Origin of the sequence: Brachybacterium phenoliresistens, from assembly GCF_039530785.1 — a bacterium.
In the GTDB taxonomy this organism is placed as follows: Bacteria; Actinomycetota; Actinomycetes; order Actinomycetales; family Dermabacteraceae; genus Brachybacterium; species Brachybacterium phenoliresistens.
The window spans coordinates 494084-512639 of the sequence record NZ_BAAAOW010000002.1 but is presented as its reverse complement, the minus strand read 5'-3'; the positions used below and the strand labels follow the sequence as shown (position 1 = coordinate 512639).

General features: G+C 73.6%; 18 protein-coding genes. 5 read left to right on the top strand and 13 right to left on the bottom strand.

Annotated elements, in window-relative coordinates:
• Nucleotides 1-5: 5 nt before the first annotated feature.
• Together ABD234_RS06735 and ABD234_RS06730 are read right to left on the bottom strand one after the other, a co-directional pair.
• Entirely contained in the window at nucleotides 6-362 is a 357-nt protein-coding gene (locus tag ABD234_RS06735; protein ID WP_344354686.1) for a hypothetical protein, read from the bottom strand.
• 57 nt (nucleotides 363-419) lie between these two features.
• Nucleotides 420-1745: an MFS transporter gene (locus tag ABD234_RS06730; RefSeq protein WP_344354685.1), complete on the bottom strand. Its 1326-nt coding sequence runs from the start codon at nucleotides 1743-1745 to the stop codon at nucleotides 420-422.
• Between the two features lie 61 nt (nucleotides 1746-1806).
• On the opposite strand from ABD234_RS06730, the gene deoD reads away from it, so the two are divergent.
• Nucleotides 1807-2529 (top strand): purine-nucleoside phosphorylase, encoded by a 723-nt coding sequence (gene deoD, locus ABD234_RS06725; protein ID WP_038374126.1) that lies wholly within the window; start codon nucleotides 1807-1809, stop codon nucleotides 2527-2529.
• 124 nt (nucleotides 2530-2653) lie between these two features.
• Here deoD and ABD234_RS06720 read toward each other — a convergent pair whose 3' ends face one another.
• Together ABD234_RS06720 and ABD234_RS06715 are read right to left on the bottom strand one after the other, a co-directional pair.
• A complete protein-coding gene (locus ABD234_RS06720) occupies nucleotides 2654-2890 on the bottom strand; it encodes a hypothetical protein (protein WP_038374127.1) in 237 nt (78 codons plus the stop codon).
• 29 nt (nucleotides 2891-2919) lie between these two features.
• Complete coding sequence (locus ABD234_RS06715) at nucleotides 2920-3669, bottom strand: gamma-glutamyl-gamma-aminobutyrate hydrolase family protein (protein ID WP_344354684.1); 750 nt, start codon at nucleotides 3667-3669, stop codon at nucleotides 2920-2922.
• A 149-nt stretch (nucleotides 3670-3818) separates the two neighbouring features.
• On the opposite strand from ABD234_RS06715, the gene ABD234_RS06710 reads away from it, so the two are divergent.
• The gene (locus ABD234_RS06710) at nucleotides 3819-4508 is read left to right on the top strand and encodes a type 1 glutamine amidotransferase (RefSeq protein ID WP_051487106.1); all 690 of its coding nucleotides are present in this window, start codon (nucleotides 3819-3821) and stop codon (nucleotides 4506-4508) included.
• Here the strand turns inward: ABD234_RS06710 and ABD234_RS06705 are convergent.
• The 5 genes from ABD234_RS06705 to gcvT form a co-directional block, all read right to left on the bottom strand.
• A complete protein-coding gene (locus tag ABD234_RS06705) occupies nucleotides 4490-5614 on the bottom strand; it encodes a glycosyltransferase family 4 protein (RefSeq protein ID WP_344354819.1) in 1125 nt (374 codons plus the stop codon). The genes ABD234_RS06710 and ABD234_RS06705 overlap by 19 nt on opposite strands.
• A gap of 170 nt (nucleotides 5615-5784) precedes the next feature.
• Nucleotides 5785-6999, bottom strand: coding sequence for a cobalamin-independent methionine synthase II family protein (locus tag ABD234_RS06700; RefSeq protein ID WP_344354682.1), 1215 nt, complete (start codon nucleotides 6997-6999; stop codon nucleotides 5785-5787).
• Between the two features lie 201 nt (nucleotides 7000-7200).
• Nucleotides 7201-10194, bottom strand: a complete 2994-nt coding sequence (gcvP, locus tag ABD234_RS06695) for an aminomethyl-transferring glycine dehydrogenase (RefSeq protein WP_344354680.1) — start codon at nucleotides 10192-10194, stop codon at nucleotides 7201-7203.
• Between the two features lie 10 nt (nucleotides 10195-10204).
• Nucleotides 10205-10576 (bottom strand): glycine cleavage system protein GcvH, encoded by a 372-nt coding sequence (gene gcvH / locus ABD234_RS06690; RefSeq protein WP_038374131.1) that lies wholly within the window; start codon nucleotides 10574-10576, stop codon nucleotides 10205-10207.
• Between the two features lie 33 nt (nucleotides 10577-10609).
• On the bottom strand, nucleotides 10610-11737 hold the full coding sequence (gcvT, locus tag ABD234_RS06685) for a glycine cleavage system aminomethyltransferase GcvT (protein ID WP_038374133.1): 1128 nt from the start codon (nucleotides 11735-11737) through the stop codon (nucleotides 10610-10612).
• Between the two features lie 146 nt (nucleotides 11738-11883).
• On the opposite strand from gcvT, the gene ABD234_RS06680 reads away from it, so the two are divergent.
• Nucleotides 11884-12453, top strand: coding sequence for a GNAT family N-acetyltransferase (locus ABD234_RS06680; RefSeq protein WP_084148646.1), 570 nt, complete (start codon nucleotides 11884-11886; stop codon nucleotides 12451-12453).
• Between the two features lie 17 nt (nucleotides 12454-12470).
• Here the strand turns inward: ABD234_RS06680 and ABD234_RS06675 are convergent, their stop codons facing one another.
• A complete protein-coding gene (locus ABD234_RS06675; protein ID WP_084148647.1) occupies nucleotides 12471-13772 on the bottom strand; it encodes an arginine deiminase in 1302 nt (433 codons plus the stop codon).
• 210 nt (nucleotides 13773-13982) lie between these two features.
• Here ABD234_RS06675 and ABD234_RS06670 point away from each other — a divergent pair, with 210 nt between their 5' ends.
• Both ABD234_RS06670 and ABD234_RS06665 read left to right on the top strand, forming a co-directional pair.
• Nucleotides 13983-14822, top strand: coding sequence for an aldo/keto reductase (locus tag ABD234_RS06670; RefSeq protein ID WP_038374134.1), 840 nt, complete (start codon nucleotides 13983-13985; stop codon nucleotides 14820-14822).
• Nucleotides 14819-15610 (top strand): SIR2 family NAD-dependent protein deacylase, encoded by a 792-nt coding sequence (locus ABD234_RS06665; RefSeq protein ID WP_232226474.1) that lies wholly within the window; start codon nucleotides 14819-14821, stop codon nucleotides 15608-15610. The genes ABD234_RS06670 and ABD234_RS06665 overlap by 4 nt, the downstream gene beginning before the upstream one ends.
• Here the strand turns inward: ABD234_RS06665 and epsC are convergent.
• From epsC to trpS, 3 genes are all read right to left on the bottom strand, one after another.
• Entirely contained in the window at nucleotides 15601-16185 is a 585-nt protein-coding gene (gene epsC / locus ABD234_RS06660) for a serine O-acetyltransferase EpsC (RefSeq protein WP_051487107.1), read from the bottom strand. The two genes, ABD234_RS06665 and epsC, sit on opposite strands and share 10 nt — an antisense overlap.
• A gap of 11 nt (nucleotides 16186-16196) precedes the next feature.
• Nucleotides 16197-17126: a cysteine synthase A gene (gene cysK, locus ABD234_RS06655; protein WP_038374137.1), complete on the bottom strand. Its 930-nt coding sequence runs from the start codon at nucleotides 17124-17126 to the stop codon at nucleotides 16197-16199.
• A gap of 336 nt (nucleotides 17127-17462) precedes the next feature.
• Nucleotides 17463-18548, bottom strand: coding sequence for a tryptophan--tRNA ligase (gene trpS / locus ABD234_RS06650; RefSeq protein WP_038374138.1), 1086 nt, complete (start codon nucleotides 18546-18548; stop codon nucleotides 17463-17465).
• Nucleotides 18549-18556: the final 8 nt, after the last annotated feature.

Here is an 18556-nt window from a genome sequence, read left to right as displayed (position 1 = left end):
TCTGGTCACTCCCCGCCGTCCGTGCCGGTCATGTCCTCGTCCTCGGTCATGGAGCCCTCGGTCATGGAGTCCTCCGTGCCGGAGTCCCCGGACATGCCCTCCTCGGAGCCCATGTCCTCCTCCATCATCTCTCCTCCGCCGTCGGAGGTCATCGGCTCCTCCATCATGTCCCCGCCGCCGTCGGAGGACATCGGCTGCTCGGTCATCTGCTCCTCGGTCATCTCCTCGGAGGGGTCCTGCTCCCCGGCGCCGCCGGTGGAGCCGCAGGCGGCGAGGCCGAGGGCGGCGGCGGCGCCGAGGAGCGCGGCGCCGGTGCGCAGGAGGGTCGTGGGACGGGTGCGGATGCGGGATGCGGTGTTCATGCCCCCATGCTCCCCATCGGACGCGGAACGAGCGCTGACGGGGTCCTTACGGAACCCTTACGACCGCGCCGCCTCCCCGGGCCGATGCGGGGCGCCGGGGGTGCGGCGCGGGGCCAGGGCCCCGGAGAAGACGAGGATGCCGACCGCATAGATCGGCACCAGCCACAGGGCGTAGCGCAGGGTGAGGGCATCGGCCAGAGCACCCACCAGCGGCGGGGTGAGGAAGAAGCCCAGCCGGGCCAGCCACCCGACCACGGTGATGCCGACCCCGGGCGGCAGTCCCGGCATGTCGTCGGCCCCGCGGTAGGCGGCGGGGAACAGCGTCGCCACGCCCCAGCCGGCGGCGGCGAAGCCGATGATCGCGGTCACCGGGTGCGGCAGGATCAGCGCGAGGCTCATCCCGACCGCGGCGATCAGGGCGCCGAGCCGGGCGGTGGTGCGGTCGCCGAGCCGGTCGACGATCGCATCGCCGAGGAAGCGGCCCACGGTCTGGGTGCCCTGCAGCGCGACGAACGCGAGGCCGGCGACGAAGGGCACCGCATCGAAGGTCGACTGCATGAACAGGGCGCCCCAGGTCCCGCCGGCATCCTCGGTGGAGCCGGCGAAGATGAGCACCATGCCCAGGGCGAGGACGAGCCCCAGGGGGCGCAGGGCGATCCCGCGGATGCTGCGCCCGGTGGACGGGGCGAGGACCGCGGGGACCTCCCCGGCGGCCGCGGGGGCCGGGCCGGCGCCGTGGACCTCGCCGCGGGCCGCGTGCTCGCGCTCGGGCGCCTCCCGCTCGGTGCCGTCGGGACCGGTCAGCATCCCGCGGTACGCCCATGCCGCGGCGGCTCCGAAGACCACCAGGCCCAGCAGGCCCTGCAGCCACAGCGGCAGGGCGAGCTGCGCGGCGAGGCCGCCCAGCAGACCGCCGCCCACCGCGCCGAGCGACCACCAGCCGTGGTAGCTGTTGATGATCGAGCGCCGGTACCGCCGCTCGACCCGCATGCCGTGGGCGTTCATGCAGATGTCGGTGAGGGCGTCGGCCGCGCTGGCCAGCAGCAGCGCCCCGGCCAGCCACAGCCAGGAGCCCGAGATGTAGATCAGCAGATGGGTGGTGCTGGCGACGACCTGGAAGACCACCGCGACCCGCGCCGAGCCGAACCGCGCCATGAGCCGCGCCGCGAGCAGGCCGGCGATCAGGCCGCCGACGGGACCGATGCCGACCGCGAGGCCGAAGGCCGTGTTGCTCAGGCCGATGGACTGCACGATCTCCGGGTACCGCGGCAGGATCGCGCTGAAGGACGCGCCGTTGAGCAGGAACAGCAGCGAGACGGCCCAGCGGGCGCGGCGGGCATCGAGGGCGACGGGGAGCGCGGAGGCGCGCGGGCTCGGGGACACCACGGAATCCTTTCACCGCGGGCCTCCCGCCGCCAGCGCGTCCGGCCCGTACTCTGGGCGCATGTCGACACACATCGGTGCAGCGCCCGACCAGATCGCTCCCTATGTCCTCATGCCCGGAGACCCCTATCGCGCCCGCTGGATCGCCGAGACCTTCCTCGAGGATCCCGTCCAGATCACCGACATCCGCGGGATGCTCGGATTCACCGGCACCTATCACGGCGTGCGGATCACCGCGCAGGGCTCGGGCATGGGCCAGCCCTCGATGGGGATCTACGCCCACGAGCTGTTCCAGGACTACGACGTGCAGGCGATCATCCGCGTCGGGACGTGCGGGGCGATCTCCGACCGCGTCTCGGTGCGCGACGTGATCCTGGGGACCTCCGCCTCGACCGACTCCGCCATGAACCGGTCCCGCTTCGGGGACGTGACCTACGCCCCGGCCGCCGACTTCGAGCTCGCCCGCATCGCCGCGGAGGTCGCCGACCAGGGGATGCTGCCCGTGGTGGCGGGGGGCCTGTTCTCCTCCGACCACTTCTACAACCCCGATGCGAGCATCACCGGGACGCTCGCGCAGTACGGCGTGCTGGGCGTGGAGATGGAGGCGGCGGCGCTGTACACGCTGGCCGCGCAGTTCTCCCGCCGGGCGCTGGCGGTGTGCACCGTCTCGGACCACCTCCTCACCGGGGAGGAGACCTCCGCCCAGGAGCGCCAGGAGACCTTCGAGGACATGATCGTGCTCGCCCTCGACACGATCGAGCGGCTCGAGAACCGCTCCCGCTGACGCGGCGGCGCCCGCCGGGGCAGGGCCGGCCGGGCCGGCAGAGCCGGCGGGGGCGCCGGCCCGGGCACGACGAGGGCCCCGGATCCGCGGATCCGGGGCCCTCGTGCGGGAGCGGCGGGGCCGCTCAGACCATGTACTTGGGGATCGCCGTGAAGGTGATGAACAGCGAGACCAGGCACATCGCCAGGCCCACCAGGAACAGGTACCAGCCCACGGTGTAGAGGCTCATCACGTACAGGCCCGCGACGAACAGCACGAACAGGATCGTGGTGAGCGCGACGGAGCTGACGAGGCTGTTGCCCTCGCTGGTCACGTGCGACTCCCGCGTGCTCGCGGTGGCGGTGTGCTGCTCAGTGGTCATGCTTCCTCCCGGGACGGCGCAGATGGTGCCTATCGTACGCCAGCGCGGACGGTGCCCGCGGCCGACGCGGCCCGCGCCGTGGCCACGAAGTGATCGAACAGTCCCGCCCCGGCCTCGCCCAGCTCCGGGTGCCACTGCACCGCGAGGACGGGGCTGCCCGCCACGGCCTCGAGAGCCAGCACCACGCCGGAGCCGGCGTGGGAGCCCACCGCGCGCAGCGCCGGCGGCACCTCGCGGACGGCCTGGTGGTGGTAGGCGGTGACGCGGGCCCGGGTGCCCAGCGCGAGCGCCAGATCGCTGGCAGCGCTCAGCTCGACGTCGACCTCGGTGGGCTCCAGGCCGGTGGTCGGGTAGGCCTCGACGTCCTCGGGGAGGTGCTGGTGCAGGGTGCCGCCCTCCGCGGCGGCGATGATCTGCAGGCCGCGGCAGATGCCGAGCACCGGCACGCCGGCGCGGCGGGCGAGGGCGTACAGCCCCGCCTCGAAGGCGTCGCGCTCCGGATCGGGCGTCAGGTCCGTCTCCCGGGGATCGGCCCCGTACAGCGACGGGTCCAGGTCGCGGCCCCCGGAGAGGACGAGGCCGTCGAGCTCGGCGAGCTCCTCCTCGGTCCACAGGTCCTGCGGGGAGAGGATCACGACGCGGGCACCGGCCTCGCGCAGGGCCCGCACGTAGTGCTCGGTGAGGGTGACGGCGTCGTGGCCCGCCCAGGCGCCGGACATCATGCGGGTGGTTCCTGCGGTGATGCCGATGAGCGGGCGGCGGGTGCTGAGCCGGGCCATGACGTTCCTTTCCGCGAGGAGCCTGCGCCCCCGGGCGGGGACGCGCCGCAGGTGCGACGAGGTCCATTGCACGCGCCCGGGGCGCGCGGGGTCGACCTGTGTGGCCGAATATGACGCGGTCCGGCCGCCTCTCTGGTAGGAACGTGCCCATGAGCGCACATTCCTCCGATGCCCTCGTCATCCAGCTCGACCCGACCTACGGGCCCGGGCAGCTCGTCCCGGCGCTCGAGCGCGCCGGGCTGCAGATGCACCTCGTCCAGCCGCACCGCGGCGATCAGGTGCCCACCGACCTGCGACGGATGGAAGGCCTGGTGGTCCTCGGCGGGGCGCTGCACGCGCACGACGACTCGCGGGTCCCGCACCTGCGGGCGGTGCGCGCGCTGCTGCGCACGGCCCGCGGGCGGAACCTGCCCACCCTCGGCATCGGCCTCGGCGCCCAGCTGCTGGCGCTCGCCCTCGAGGGGAGGATCGGGCCGGCCCGGGCGCGGGACGCCGGGAAGCTGCTGCGCCTGACCGAGCTGACGCTCACCGACGCCGGCCGGGCGGACCCGCTGCTGTCGGCGCTGGCCGAGCACCCCGTGGGGATGGACATCGCCGGGGACGGCGTCCGATCCCTGCCGCCGGCCTCGACTCTGCTGGCCACCGACGCCCGCGGCGGCGTGCAGGCGTTCCGCACCGAGGAGGTCCTGTGGGGCCTGCAGTTCCATCCGGAGGCCGATGAGGCGCTGGTGCGCGCGGCCGTCGGCTCCACCGCCTGCCTGCCCGCGGCCGACGACCCGGTGCGCGCCGCCTGGACGGCGCTGCTGGACGCCTTCGCCGATCAGGTCCGCACGGGCTGACGGATCGCCTGCTCGTAGCAGCCGCGCAGCTGCTCGGCGAGGACGGGCCAGGTGCGCCGGCGCACCGCCTCGAGGGCGGCGCTGGCGAAGGCCGCCCGCTTGGCGTCGTCGAACAGCAGGTCCGCGGCGTGGTCGCGGAGCTCGTCGAGCATCCCCGGGGTGTACAGCCAGCCGGTGCGGCTCGGGGCGATGAGGTCGACGGGTCCCCCGCGGCGCGGCGCGATCGCCGGCAGCCCCGAGGCCATGGCCTCCTGGATGGTCTGGCAGAACGTCTCGAGCTCGCCGGGGTGGATGAAGAGGTCGGCGCTGGCGAGATGACGGGCGAGGTCCCGGCCCGAGCGGAAGCCGACGAAGCGGGCCCGCGGCATGGCGCGCTGCAGGGACTCCCGGTCCGGGCCGTCCCCCACGACGACCAGCCGCACCCCGGGCATGTCATGGATGATCCGCAGATCCCCCACCTGCTTCTCCGGCGCCAGGCGGCCGACGTACACCACGATCCTCTCCCCCGGCTGCGCCAGGGAGCGGCGCAGCTCCTCGCTGCGCAGCGACGGGGAGAACAGGGAGGTGTCCACCCCGCGGCGCCACAGGCCCACCCGCTCGATCCCGTGCTCGATGAGCTGGTCCCGGGTGAACGTCGACGGCGCCAGGGTCAGCGAGGCCCGGTTGTGGACGTCGCGCAGCAGCTGCCAGCTGGCCGCCTCGAGGAAGGGCAGGCCGTACTTCGCGGTGTAGCCGGGGATGTCGGTCTGGTAGACGGCGACGGTCGGCACGCCCAGCTGCTGCGCGGCGATCATGGCGCGGCCGCCGAGGATCGTCGGGGAGGCGAGGTGGATGACGTCGGGCTGGAAGTCCTGGATGCGCCGGCGCAGGGATCCTGCGCTGGTGGTCGCGATGCGCACGTCGCCGTAGCCGAACATCGGCACGGAGGTGATGCGCCGGACCCGGATCTTGCGTCCGCAGGCGGTGCGCAGGAACTTCTCGGCGCGCGGCTGCTGGGGGGCGATGATCGCCAGGTCGTCGCCGCGGGCGGCGAACTCGTCCACGACCTTCAGCACCGAGTTGGTCACGCCGTTCATATGGGGCAGGAACGATTCGGACACGAACATGATCCTCACGCCCCCGATCCTGCTCCTGCCCGATGAGATCGGTGCGCTGGAGCCGTGACGTGTCCGTGACGCCTCGGTGAACTCTTCGGGGCGCCGATCGCGACCGCTGCGACGCGGCTCCCTCCTCGGGGAGCCGCGTCGCGCTCCCGCGCGCCGATCCCGTCGGGGCGTCAGCGGCGGGCGGCGATCTCGGCGCCGGCGACGAGGGACTCCAGCTTCGCCCATGCGATGTCCGGGTGGACGCGGCCGCCCAGCCCGCAGTCGGTCGAGGCGATCACCCGCTCGGCGCCGACGCGCCGGGTGTACCGGCGGATCCGCTGCGCGACGAGCTCGGGGTGCTCGACGACGTTGGTCGAATGGGTGACGACGCCGGGGACGATCACCTTGTCCTCGGGCAGCGTCACGTCGTCCCACACCACGTACTCGTGCTCGTGGCGGGCGTTGGCGCCCTCGAAGGAGTAGTAGGTGACGTCGATGTCCAGCATGAGCTCGACCAGGTGGCGGAACTCGATGTCCGTGGTGTGCGGTCCGTGCCAGGAGCCCCAGCACAGGTGGAAGCGCAGCAGCTCCTTCGGCAGGCCCTCGAGCGCATGATTGAGGGCCTCGACGCGCTTGGCGGTGAAGCGCAGGTAGTCCTCGACGCTCGGCTCGGGGACGATCTGGTCGAAGTTCTCCGCGATGGAGGGATCGTCGACCTGGACCACGAGCCCGGCATCGGTGATGGCCCGGTACTCCTCGCGCAGAGCCGTCGCCCACGCCTCGAGGAAGGCGTCCTCCGAGCCGTAGTGGCGATCCTGGATGCGGGCGCCCGAACCGGGGGACAGCGCGGTGAGGAAGCCCTGCTCGTAGCCGTGATCGCGGAGGGCGCGGGAGAAGTTCTCCACGTCCGAGGCGATCAGCGCGCCGCCGGTGTAGCTCAGCTTCCCGGAGGCGACCGGGAACTGCAGCGCCCCTTCCTTCGGGGTCGCCGTGTTCACTTCCGGGTCGTGCGCGTAGACGTCGGGGAACCGCTGGCGGTCGCGCCGCTCCCCGAAGGCGCTGAGGGTCAGGCCCTCGGCATTGCGGGCGGTGGGCGGCTGGGAGACGAAGGTGTCCTCCGCGACGAGCTCGAGGCCCGCGGTGCGGTGGAAGATGTAGCTCCACCAGGCGCCGTAGTTGTACGTCGTGGTCATGGCCTTGCCGTACTCGCCGTCGCCCGGGACGGAGATGCCGATCTCCTTCTGGCGGGCGACGACGGAGTCGACGGCGGCGGCGAGCGCGGTGTCGAACTCGGCGGAGGGGACCGGTGTGAGGCCGTCCTCGGCGAAGGAGCGGGCGGCGTTGGCGGCCAGAAGCTCCGGGGTGCGAGGGAGGGAGCCGGCGGTCGTGGTGCGGATCTCGGTCATGACCTCGAGGTTACGGCGCGGGGCCCGGGGTGCGGACTCCGGGCGTCATCCCCGTTCATCGACCCGTCCGGCCCTCGTCCGGTCCTCGCCGGGCCTCCGGCCGCCGCCGGCCGCCGCCCTGCCGGCTCCCGGATCCCGTCACCGGGAGCCGGGAGCCGGCAGGGCGGAGCCGCGGTGCGCCTTGGGCCGCGGGGCCGCCGGTCAGCCCTGGTCGTAGGCGTCCGGGGGCGGGCAGGTGCACACGAGGTTGCGGTCGCCGTAGGCCTGGTCGATGCGTCGCACGGGCGGCCAGTACTTCGCCTGGATCCGCATCTGCTCGGTCATGTGGTACGTGCCGAGGTCCAGGGACCGCGCGGCGTGGACGCCGGGATAGACGGCGACCTCCCGCGAGTACGGATGGTCCCAGGTGCCGGAGACGACGGCCTCGGCCGTGTGCGGGGCGCCGACCAGGGGGTTGTCGTCCTTCGGCCAGGTGCCCGCGACGACCTCCTCGGCCTCCTGGGCGATCATCAGCATCGCGGAGACGAACCGCTCGAGCTCGGCGAGGTCCTCCGACTCCGTGGGCTCGACCATGAGCGTCCCCGCGACGGGGAAGGACATGGTCGGGGCGTGGAAGCCGTAGTCGATCAGCCGCTTGGCGACGTCGTCGACGGTGATCCCGGTGCGGGCGGTGAAGGGACGCAGATCGAGGATGCACTCGTGGGCGACGAAGCCGCTGCGCCCGCGGTAGAGGGTCTCGAAGGTCCCCTCGAGCCGCTTCGCGATGTAGTTCGCCGCGAGGACCGCGGAGGCCGTCGCGTGGCGCAGGCCCTGCGCGCCCATCAGGCGGATGTACGCCCAGGGGATCGGCAGGATCGACGGGGAGCCGTAGGGCGCCTGCGAGACGGTCGCCCCGCCGTGGACCACCGGGGCGTGGGCCAGCACCGCGTGCTCGGCCCGCTGGGCCAGCGGGTGCCCCGGCAGGAACGGCGCCAGGTGCGCCTTGGCCGCCACCGGGCCCACGCCCGGGCCGCCGCCGCCGTGCGGGATGCAGAAGGTCTTGTGCAGGTTCAGGTGGGAGACGTCGCCGCCGAACTCGCCGGGCCGCGCGACCTCGAGCAGGGCGTTGAGGTTCGCCCCGTCGACGTAGACCTGCCCGCCCGCGTCGTGCACCAGCTGGCACACGGTGCGGATCTCCTCCTCGTACACGCCGTGCGTGGACGGGTAGGTGATCATGATCGCCGCGAGGTCCTCGGCGTGGTCCTTGATCTTCTGCTTGAGGTCGTCGAGGTCGACGTTGCCCTCCGCATCGGAAGCCACCACGACCACCCGCATGCCCGCCAGCACGGCCGAGGCCGCGTTGGTGCCGTGGGCGCTGCTGGGCACCAGGCACACGGTCCGGTCGGCCTCGCCGCGGGAGCGGTGGTAGGCGGTGATCGCGAGCAGCCCCGCGAGCTCGCCCTGGCTGCCGGCGTTGGGCTGCAGGGAGACGGTGTCGTAGCCGGTGACCGCGGCGAGCCAGCGCTCGAGCTGGTCGATGAGCTCGAGATACCCCTCGACGTCCTCCTCCGGGGCGAAGGGGTGCGGGCCGGAGAACTCCGGCCAGGTGACGGCGCTCATCTCGACGGCGGCGTTGAGCTTCATGGTGCACGAGCCCAGCGGGATCATGCCGCGGTCCAGGGCGTAGTCCTTGTCGGCGAGGCGGCGCAGGTAGCGCATCATCGCCGTCTCGCTGTGGAAGGAGGTGAAGACCGGGTCCTGGAGGAAGGTGCTGGTGCGGCGCAGGGCCTGCGGCCACGCCCCGCCGACCTCGCCGCCCGCGGGCGACTCGTCGGCGGTGTCGGGCACGTCCACGCGCTCGCGCGGGGAGTGCTGCTCGAACAGGGCCGCGATCGCGTCGAGCGCCGCGGCGTCGACCGTCTCGTCCAGGCTCACCCGCACGTGGTCCTCGTCCAGGACGCGCAGCAGGTACCCCGCCTCGTGGAAGGTCTCCTCGAGGGCGCGGGCCGCGCCGGGGACGGAGACCACCAAGGTGTCGAAGAAAGCCTCGTGCGCGAGCGCGAACCCCTCGGCGCGCAGGTGCGCGGCGAGGTCCGCGGTGCGGGCGGCGACCTGCCGGGCGATCGCGGTGACGCCCTCCGGGCCGTGGTACACCGCGTACATCGAGGCCATCACCGCCAGCAGCACCTGCGCGGTGCAGATGTTGCTGGTGGCCTTCTCGCGGCGGATGTGCTGCTCGCGGGTCTGCAGGGCCAGCCGGTACGCGGGCGCCCCGGCGGCATCGCGGGAGACGCCCACCAGGCGGCCCGGGAGCTGGCGTTCGAGGCCGCTGTGCACGCTCATGAACCCGGCGTGGGGGCCGCCGAAGCCCAGCGGCACGCCGAAGCGCTGCGAGGAGCCGACGGCCACGTCCGCGCCCAGCTCCCCGGGGGAGGTCAGCAGCGTCAGGGCCAGCAGGTCGGTGGCCGCGATCGCGAGGCCGCCGGCGCCGTGCACCTTCTCGAACAGCGCGCGCGGATCCCAGATCCGGCCGGAGGCGGAGGGGTACTGGACCAGGGCGCCGAAGGCGCCGTCGGCCAGCGCCGCATCGGCCGTCTCCGGGTCCGAGAGGTCCGCGACGACGAGCTCGATGCCCACCGCCTCGGCGCGGCCGCGCACCACGGCGAGGGTCGCGGTGAAGACGTCCTGGTCCACGAGGAAGCGGGCGGACTTCGCGCGGGTCTTCCGGCGCGCCAGGAGCATGGCCTCCGCGGCGGAGGTCGCCTCGTCGAGCATGGACGAGTTGGCGATCGGCAGGCCGGTGAGGTCGGCGACCATCGTCTGGAAGTTCAGCAGCGCCTCGAGGCGGCCCTGGGAGATCTCCGGCTGGTACGGGGTGTAGGCGGTGTACCAGGCGGGGTTCTCCAGCACGTTGCGCTGGATGACCGGCGGGGTGTGGGTGCCGTAGTACCCCTCCCCCAGCAGCGGGGTGCGCACCGTGTTGCGGGCGGCGAGCTCCCGCAGCTCGGCGAGGACCTCCGCCTCGCTCGCCCCCTCGCCGAGGGCGTCGTCGGTGCGCCGGTCCAGGAGGATCGTCCCGGGGACCGCGGCCTCGAGCAGGGCGTCGAGGGAGTCCAGCCCGAGGACGTCGAGCATGCGCCGCTGGGCGGCGTCGTCGGTGCCGACGTGCCGGGAGACGAAGGGGCCGAGGTCGGTGTTCTGGGATGCGGTGGTCATCGGGCCCGGGTCACTCGCCGACGAGCTCGGTGTACTGCTCGCGGGTCAGGAGATCCTCGGGGAGCTCCTCGAAGCTCGCACGGATCAGCCAGCCGTCCTCGAAGGGGGAGGCGTTCACGAGCTCGGGGGCGTCGACGACCGCCTGGTTGACCTCGGTGACGGTGCCGGTGATCGGGGAGAACAGGTCCGAGACGGACTTGGTGGACTCGATCTCGCCCATCTCGGTGCCGGCGGTGATGGTGTCGCCCTCCTCGGGCAGGTCGACGTAGACGACGTCGCCGAGCTGGCCGGCGGCGAAGTCGGTGACGCCGATGACGGCGACGCCGTCGCTCTCGACGCGCACCCACTCGTGGTCCTTGCTGAAACGGAGTTCGGTGGTCATGGGGAGTCCTTCCTCAGGGGCGGGATGCGGGCTTCAGTCTCGCGTGTAGAACGGCAGGGGCACGACGCGGGCGGGAAGGTCCTTGCCGCGCACGTCGATGACCAGATCGGTGCCGGGTTCGGCATGATCGGGGTCGATGAAGGCCATCGCGACGGGATGGCCGAGGGTCGGGGAGAGCGCGCCGGAGGTGACCTCGCCGATCACGGCGCCGGCGGCGTCCTTCACGGCGGAGCCGGCGCGGCCGGCGCGACGGCCCTCCGCGGCCAGGCCCACCAGCACCCGGGCGCCCTCGAGGTCCGCGGCCTCGATCGCCGCGCGGCCCACGAAGTCCCCCTTGGCGGCCAGCGCCACCACCCGGCCGAGGCCCGCCTGCGCGGGGAGGATGTCGCGTCCCAGCTCGTGGCCGTACAGCGGCATGCCCGCCTCCAGGCGCAGGGTGTCGCGGGAGGCGAGGCCGCAGGGGACGAGGTCCTCTCCCCCGGCGGCGGTCAGCAGCTCCCACAGGTCCACGGCCTGCGCGGCGGGGACGTACAGCTCGAAGCCGTCCTCCCCGGTGTATCCGGTGCGGGCCAGCAGCAGCTCCGCCCCCTGGTAGGTGCCCTGCAGGACCCGGTAGTAGCGCAGGGCGGCCACATCCTGCGCGGAGATCCCGGCGACGGCGGCATCGGCCAGGGCGGTCACGACGATGCCCTCGCTCGCGGGGCCCTGCACGGCGATCAGCGCGATCTCGGCGGACTCGTCGCGCACCTGCACGTCGTGGTCGCGGGAGCGCTCGGTCAGCTCGCGCGCGACCTCGGGGGCGTTGCCGGCGTTGGCGACCACCAGGTAGGAATCCTCCGCGAGGCGGTAGACGATGACGTCGTCGACGACGCCGCCGTCCTCGGTGAGCATGAGGGAGTACTTCGCCCGCCCCACGGACAGCCCCGACAGCTTCCCGGCGAGGGCGTGGTCCAGGGCCTGCCCCGCCTCGGGGCCCTGCAGGCGGATCTCGCCCATGTGGCTGAGGTCGAAGATGCCGGCGCTGCGGCGCACGGCGTGGTGCTCGGCCAGGTCGGAGGTGTATCGGACGGGCATCTGCCACCCCGCGAAGTCCGTGAACGCGGCTCCGAGCCCCTCGTGGATCGCGGACAGCGCGGTGGCGTTCAGGGGCTGGTCGGGCATCGTCTCTCCTGGGTCGTGCGAGCGGCGGGGCACGGGCCCGGACGGGCACGGCGCGGTCGCCGCGGGCTGCCGCGAGGGAGCATCGGCGCACCCTCGCGGACACTGTACCGCCCGCCGCGCCGCCCCCGATCCCGTACAGTGAAGGGGTGAATCGGGAAGGTACGACGCAGTGGCCGATCAGGATCCGGGGGGACCGTGTTCTGATCCGCGAGCCTGCGGATCCGGACCGCGAGGCGATGATCCGCCTGCTCACCGATCCGGTGACCCGGGAGTATCTCGGCGGCGCGATCGACTACGCCTCCCGGCAGGCGCTCGAGCTCTCGCCGCTGGGCCTGTCCTGGGGCCGATGGGTCGTCTGCCGCGGCGACGACGACGCGATGCTCGGCTCGATCTCGCTGGACTACGACCGCGGAGAGCTGGAGCTGTCCTACGCCCTGCTGCCCGAGCACACGGGCCAGGGGTTCGCGGCCGAGGCCTGCCATGCCCTGCTGAGCTGGGCGCAGGGCGAGCTCGAGGACGATCTCGTCATCGCCGTCACCCAGACCCGCAACAAGCGCAGCCTGAACCTGCTGCGCAAGCTCGGCTTCACGGTGCGCCGGGGCCTGGAGGAGTTCGGCACCCAGCAGCTGCTGCTGGAGCGCTCGCTGCGCGACCCCCTGCCCTCCCGGGAGGACGTCGCCCTGGCCATGCGCAGCGCCCCGCCGCGCCGGCTCTGACCGGGCGGGCGGGATCCTCAGGCCGCGTCCTCCCCGCGCCGCACCGGGCAGGACATGCACCGCGGCCCGCCGCGCCCCCGGCCCAGCTCGCCGCCGGAGATCTCGAGCACCTCGACGCCCTGGCCGCGCAGGTAGTCGTTGGTCGCGGTCACCCGCTCGTAGGCGACCACGCGACCGGGGGCGAGGGCCAGCACGTTGCAGCCGTCGTCCCACTGCTCGCGGGCGGAGGCGTAGCTGTCCAGCGGCGGGGTGAGCACCCTCAGCGAGGGCACGCCGAGGCCCCGGGCCAGGACCTCGTCCATCTCCGCCGGCCGATGCGCCCGGGTGACCAGCCGTCCGCGCCGGCGCGAGATCTCGTAGGTCTCGAGGCCCCCGAGCGGGCCGTAGCGGAGCATCGACTCGTGGTCGACCATCGTCATCACCGTGTCCAGGTGCATCATCGAGCGTCGGTGGGGCAGCGCCAGGGCGATCACGCGCTCGGCCGCCCCCTGCGCCAGCAGCGCTCCGGCCAGCCGCTCCACGCCCGCGTCGCTGGTCCGCTCGGACAGCCCCACCGCCACCGTCCCCCCGCCGAGGACGAGCACGTCCCCGCCCTCGACCGTGGCCTGCGGCGAGGGCGCCCCGCCCAGGGGGATCACCGGCTGCGGGCCCGCGCCGCCGAACCGCGGGTGGTGACGGTAGATCATCTCCATGTGCAGCGACTCGCGCCGGCGGGCGGTGCGCCGCATCCCGGGCACCACCGCATGCGGGCCGATCCACATCGAGGCGTCGCGCGTGAACAGGTGGTTGGGCAGCGGGTCCAGCAGCAGCGCGTCGCCGGCGGTGCGCCGCACCCGGATGGAGCGGGGCCGCACGCCGAGCGCCTCGAGCTCGGACCGGGTCACGCCCGCCATCAGCACGCGGACCAGCTCCGCCGAGGGCAGGGCGCCGAGGGCGTCGGCGAGGTCCTGGGCGGCGATGTCGCCGAGCGCGGCCGGGTCCAGGGTCCTCCCGAGCAGCTCGGCGCGCACCGGAGGATCCTCCAGCAGGTCCTCGAGCAGCTCGTGGACCAGCAGCACCTCGGCGCCCTCGCCGCGCAGCAGCGCCGCGAAGGCGTCGTGCTCGGCCCGGGCGCGCTCCAGCCACAGCAGCTCGTCGAACAGGAAGCGGTCGCGGTTGTCGGGCGTCAGGCGCTCGAGCTCGGGACCGGGCCGATGCAGGATCACCCGGCGCAGCGGCGAGACCTCGTCGGGGATCCCGGGAGCGGCATCGGCCCCGGCGGCATCGGCCCCGGCGGCGTCCCGGGCGGCGGTGTCGGCGGCGGCATCGGTCGTGGGCATCGGGGTCCTCCTCGCAGCGGCACGTGCCCGCGAGCATAGGCCCCTCCGCGGCAGGATCGGCCGACCCCGCCGTGAACGGGCCGGCCTGCCGTGAACGGTCGGCCCGCCGTGAACGGCCAGCCCGCCGTGAACAAGCCGGCCCGCCATGATCGGACCGGCCCGCCGTGATAGGACAGGGGTGCCCGAGCTCGCCGACCGCAGGAGGTCCGCATGTCGCCCCTGTCCATCCCCACCACGACCCTGCCCGACGGGACCCCCATCCCGCTGATCGGCTTCGGCACCGGCGGGCTGCGCGGCGTCGAGGGCGCCGAGGCGATCACCGCCGCGCTGCGCAGCGGATACCGCCTCCTGGACACGGCCGCGCAGTACGGCAACGAGGCCTGCGTCGGCGAGGCGCTGCGGCGCAGCGGCGTGGACCGCGAGGAGGTCCTGGTGACGACCAAGGTCGCCGGCGGCGACCAGGGGCGCGAGGCGGCCCGCGCCGGGGTCCGCGAATCCCTGCGGCGGCTGGGCGTGGAGCGGGCGGACATCGTCCTCATCCACTGGCCCAACCCCTCGCGCGGCCTGGCCCTGGACACCTGGCGCACCCTGCTGGACCTGCGCGAGGAGGGCCTGATCGGCCACGCGGGCGTCTCGAACTTCCGCCCCGAGCAGCTGCAGGAGCTCTACGACGCGACCGGGCAGTGGCCCGCGATCAACCAGATCCAGCTCTCCCCCGCCCTGCCCCGTCAGGAGGCCGTCGCCTTCCACGCCGAGCACGGCATCGTCACGGAGGCCTGGGGGCCGCTGGGCGGCCGCGAGGGCCTGCCCGAGCAGTTCGCCCTGCAGCGCGTCGCCGCCAAGCACGGCGCGAGCACCGCCCAGATCTCGCTGCGCTGGGCGATCGACCGGGGCATCGTCGTGATCCCGAAGTCCTCGACCCCCGAGCGCCAGCGCTCCAACGCCGAGCTCGACGGCATCGCCCTGGACGATGCGGACCGCGCCCTGCTGACCTCCGTGGATCTGGGCGAGGACGCGGCCTGGGACTCGCGCGTCCACGAGGAGTGGTGAGCTTCCGGCCCGGTCCGCAGCATCGCCGGATCGTGGTGCTGTCGGGGGCGGGGCTCAGCGCCCGCACGGGCCTGGGCACCTTCCGGGGGCCGGACGGCCTGTGGTCCCTGGACCCGCAGCTCGAGGAGGCGATGCACGCCTCCGCCCTGCCCGGATCGATCCCGGCGCTGTGGCGGGTCTGGGGGGACATGGCGCGGGTCGCCGCCGCCCACGGCCCCACCCCCGGGCATTTCGCGATCGCCCGGATGGGCGCGCAGGTGATCACCCAGAACGTGGACGGTCTGCATCAGGCGGCCGGCAGCGAGGACGTCGCGGAGCTGCACGGCAGCGCCCGGCGCGCCGTCTGCCTGGACCCGCGGTGCCCCTGGTCCGCTCCCCTGGTGCCCGGCGAGGGGGACCGAGCCGAGGACCACGGCGCCCCCTCGGCCTGCCCGGTGTGCGGGGCGCCGACCCGGCCGGACGTCGTCCTCTTCGACGAGCAGCTGCCCGCGGCCGCGATCGATCGGGCCCTCGCGCTGACGCGCGCGGCGGATCTGTTCGTCGTGGTCGGCTCCAGCGGGGTGGTGATGCCGGCCGCGCAGCTGGCGCCGCGGGCCCGGGCGGCCGGGGCGACGACCGTCCTGGTGGACATCGATCCTCCGCGCGAGGCCTCCCGCGGCGGCAGCTTCGACCATGTCCTGCGCGGGGACGCGCACGAGGTCCTGCCGGACTGGGAACGGGCCCGCCGCGATGTCGCGGCGAACCCGTTCCTGGATCCCTTCGGCGGGGGCCGCCCGGCTCAGATGTAGATCGCCGGGTCCACGTTGTCCTCGGGGTGCGCGGCGTGGCCGCGGATCCGTGCGGGGACGCCGACGGCGGTGGCCTGCGCGGGGACGTCCCCGACGACGACCGCGTTCGCGCCGATCTGGGCGCGCTCCCCGATGAGGACCGGGCCCAGCACCCTCGCCCCGGCGCCGATGGTGACGCCGTCGCCGACGGTCGGGTGCCGCTTGACGCGCTGCATCGACCGTCCGCCCAGGGTGACCCCGTGGTAGAGCATGACGTCGTCGCCGATCTCCGCCGTCTCCCCGATCACGACGCCCATGCCGTGGTCGATGAAGAAGCGCCGGCCGATCCGGGCGGCAGGATGGATCTCCACGCCGGTGATCGAGCGGACCCCCTGCGCGAGCACGAGCGCGGGCAGGCGCGCCGCGGGCCGCTGCCACAGGGCGTGCGCGGCCCGGTGCGCCCAGATCGCGTGGAGCCCCGGGGAGGTCAGCACGACCTGGAGGTCGCCGGTGGCCGCGGGGTCCCGACGGCGCGCCGCCGCGATGTCCTCGCGGACGGTCGCGGCGGCGTCGAGAGCACGGGCGAGGATGCTCATCCGGTCAGCGCTCAGTCGAGGTACTCGGCGTAGAGCGGGGTGGAGAGGTAGCGCTCGCCGAAGGAGGGGACGACCACGACGATGGTCTTGCCGGCGAACTCGGGGCGCGAGCCGACGCGCACGGCCGCCTCGATCGCCGCGCCGGAGGAGATGCCCACCAGCAGGCCCTCGGTGCGGGCGACCTCGCGGGCGCGCTCCATGGCGGTCTCCGCGTTGATGTCGAAGACCTCGTCGTAGATCTCGCGGTCCAGGATCGAGGGCACGAAGTTCGCGCCGATGCCCTGGATCTTGTGCGGGCCGGGGGCGCCGCCGTTGAGGATCGCGGACTCCTCGGGCTCGACCGCGAAGACCTTCACGTCAGCGTTCTTCTCCCGCAGGTAGGCGCCCGCGCCGGAGATGGTGCCGCCGGTGCCGATGCCGGCGACCAGGGCGTCGACGTGGCCCTCGGTGTCCTCCCAGATCTCCGGGCCGGTGGTGGCGTAGTGGATCTCGCGGTTGGCCTGGTTGTCGAACTGCTTGACCTGGACGGCGCCGGTCTCCGCGGCGATCTCCGCGGCCTTCTCGACGGCGCCCTTCATGCCCTTGGGCGCCTCGGTGAGCACGAGCTCCGCCCCGAAGGCGCGCAGCAGGGCGCGGCGCTCCTTGGACATGGACTCCGGCATGGTGAGGATGACCTTGTAGCCGCGGGAGGTGCCGATCATGGCCAGGGCGATGCCCGTGTTGCCGCTGGTCGCCTCGACGATGGTGCCGCCGGGCTGGAGCTCGCCGGAGGCCTCCGCGGCGTCGATCATGGCCACGCCGATGCGGTCCTTGACCGAGTTGGCGGGGTTGTAGAACTCGAGCTTGGCCAGGATCGTGGCCTGGACGTCGTCGCCCAGCTTGTTGAGCTTGACCAGGGGGGTGCGGCCCACCAGCTCGGAGACGTTGTTGTAGACGGGCATCGAAGCTCCTCGATCGGGGGTATCGGTCGGCACGCGACCGGGCCGGGCCCGTGACCCGTCGCGGCGCAGCCCGCAGGTGGCCGGCCCCGGGGCCGCACACCTCAGACCGCATAGCGCGCCTTTGCTCCAGTATAAGCCGACCTTCTCGTGGGTGGGCCGCGTCTCCGCCGTCCGCCGACGTCGGAGTTCATCCGCGGTCATACGGGGGCGTCGTTCCCGGCGACCCCGCGGCCGCGGACGACGCGTGCCGACCGACGCTCCGCTTGCGCAGCAGCGATGCGTCGGCCGGCACGGGTCCGGCGGCGTGGGCCGCGGCCGCCGGGCCGCGGCGGCTGGTCAGTAGATCATGCCCATGACCTCGCGCACCCGCGCGAGGGTCTGCTCGGCGACCTCGTTGGCGCGGGCGTTGCCCGCCCGGAGGATCTCGAACAGGGCGCCCGGGTCCTTCTCGAGCTCGGCGCGCCGGGCGCGGATCGGGGCGAGGTGCTCGTTGAGGACCTCCGCGGTCATGACCTTGAGGGTCCCGGCGCCCTTGTCGCCGATCTCCTCGGCGATGTCCTCGGGGCTGCGGCCGGTGCACTGCGAGGCGATCGTCAGCAGGTTCGCGACCTCCGGACGGCCCTCCGGGTCGTAGGTGATCTGCCGGTCGGCGTCCGTCTTCGCCTTCTTGATCTTCTTGGCGGTCTCGTCCTCGCTCATGCGGAGCATGACCGTGTTGCCCAGGGACTTGCTCATCTTGGCGGCGCCGTCCAGGCCCAGGATCGTCGGCGCCTCGGAGAGCAGGGCGTCGGGCTCGGCGAAGATCTGCTCGCCGCCCGCGTAGCGCTCGTTGAAGCGGCGCGCGATCACGCGGGTCTGCTCGATGTGGGGCAGCTGGTCCTTGCCCACCGGCACCAGGTTGCCGTGGCAGAAGAGGATGTCCGCCGCCTGGTGGACGGGGTAGGTGAGCAGGAGGCCGCCCATGGCGGACTTGCCGGCCGCGGCGAGCTCCGCCTTCACGGTGGGGTTGCGCTCGAGCTCGGGCTGGGTGACCAGCGAGAGGAACGGCAGCATGAGCTGGTTCAGGGCCGGCACCGCGGAGTGGGTGAAGATGGTCGCCCGCTCGGGGTCGATGCCCACGGCGAGGTAGTCCGTCAGCAGCTCGCGCACCGAGCCGCGGATGTCCCCGAGGACCTCGCGGTCCGTGATGACCTGGTAGTCGGCCACGAGCACCCAGCTCTCGACGCCGGCCTCCTGCAGCCGCACCCGGTTGCGCAGGCTGCCGAAGTAGTGGCCGATGTGCAGCGCGCCCGTGGGGCGGTCCCCCGTGAGCATGCGCAGGCCGGCGGGGTCGTCCTGGATCTTCGCCCAGATCGCGTCGCTGCGCTGGAGCGCGGTGTCGTAGCTGCTGGTGGGGATGGCGGTATCGGCGGTGTCGGTCACCGGTCCAT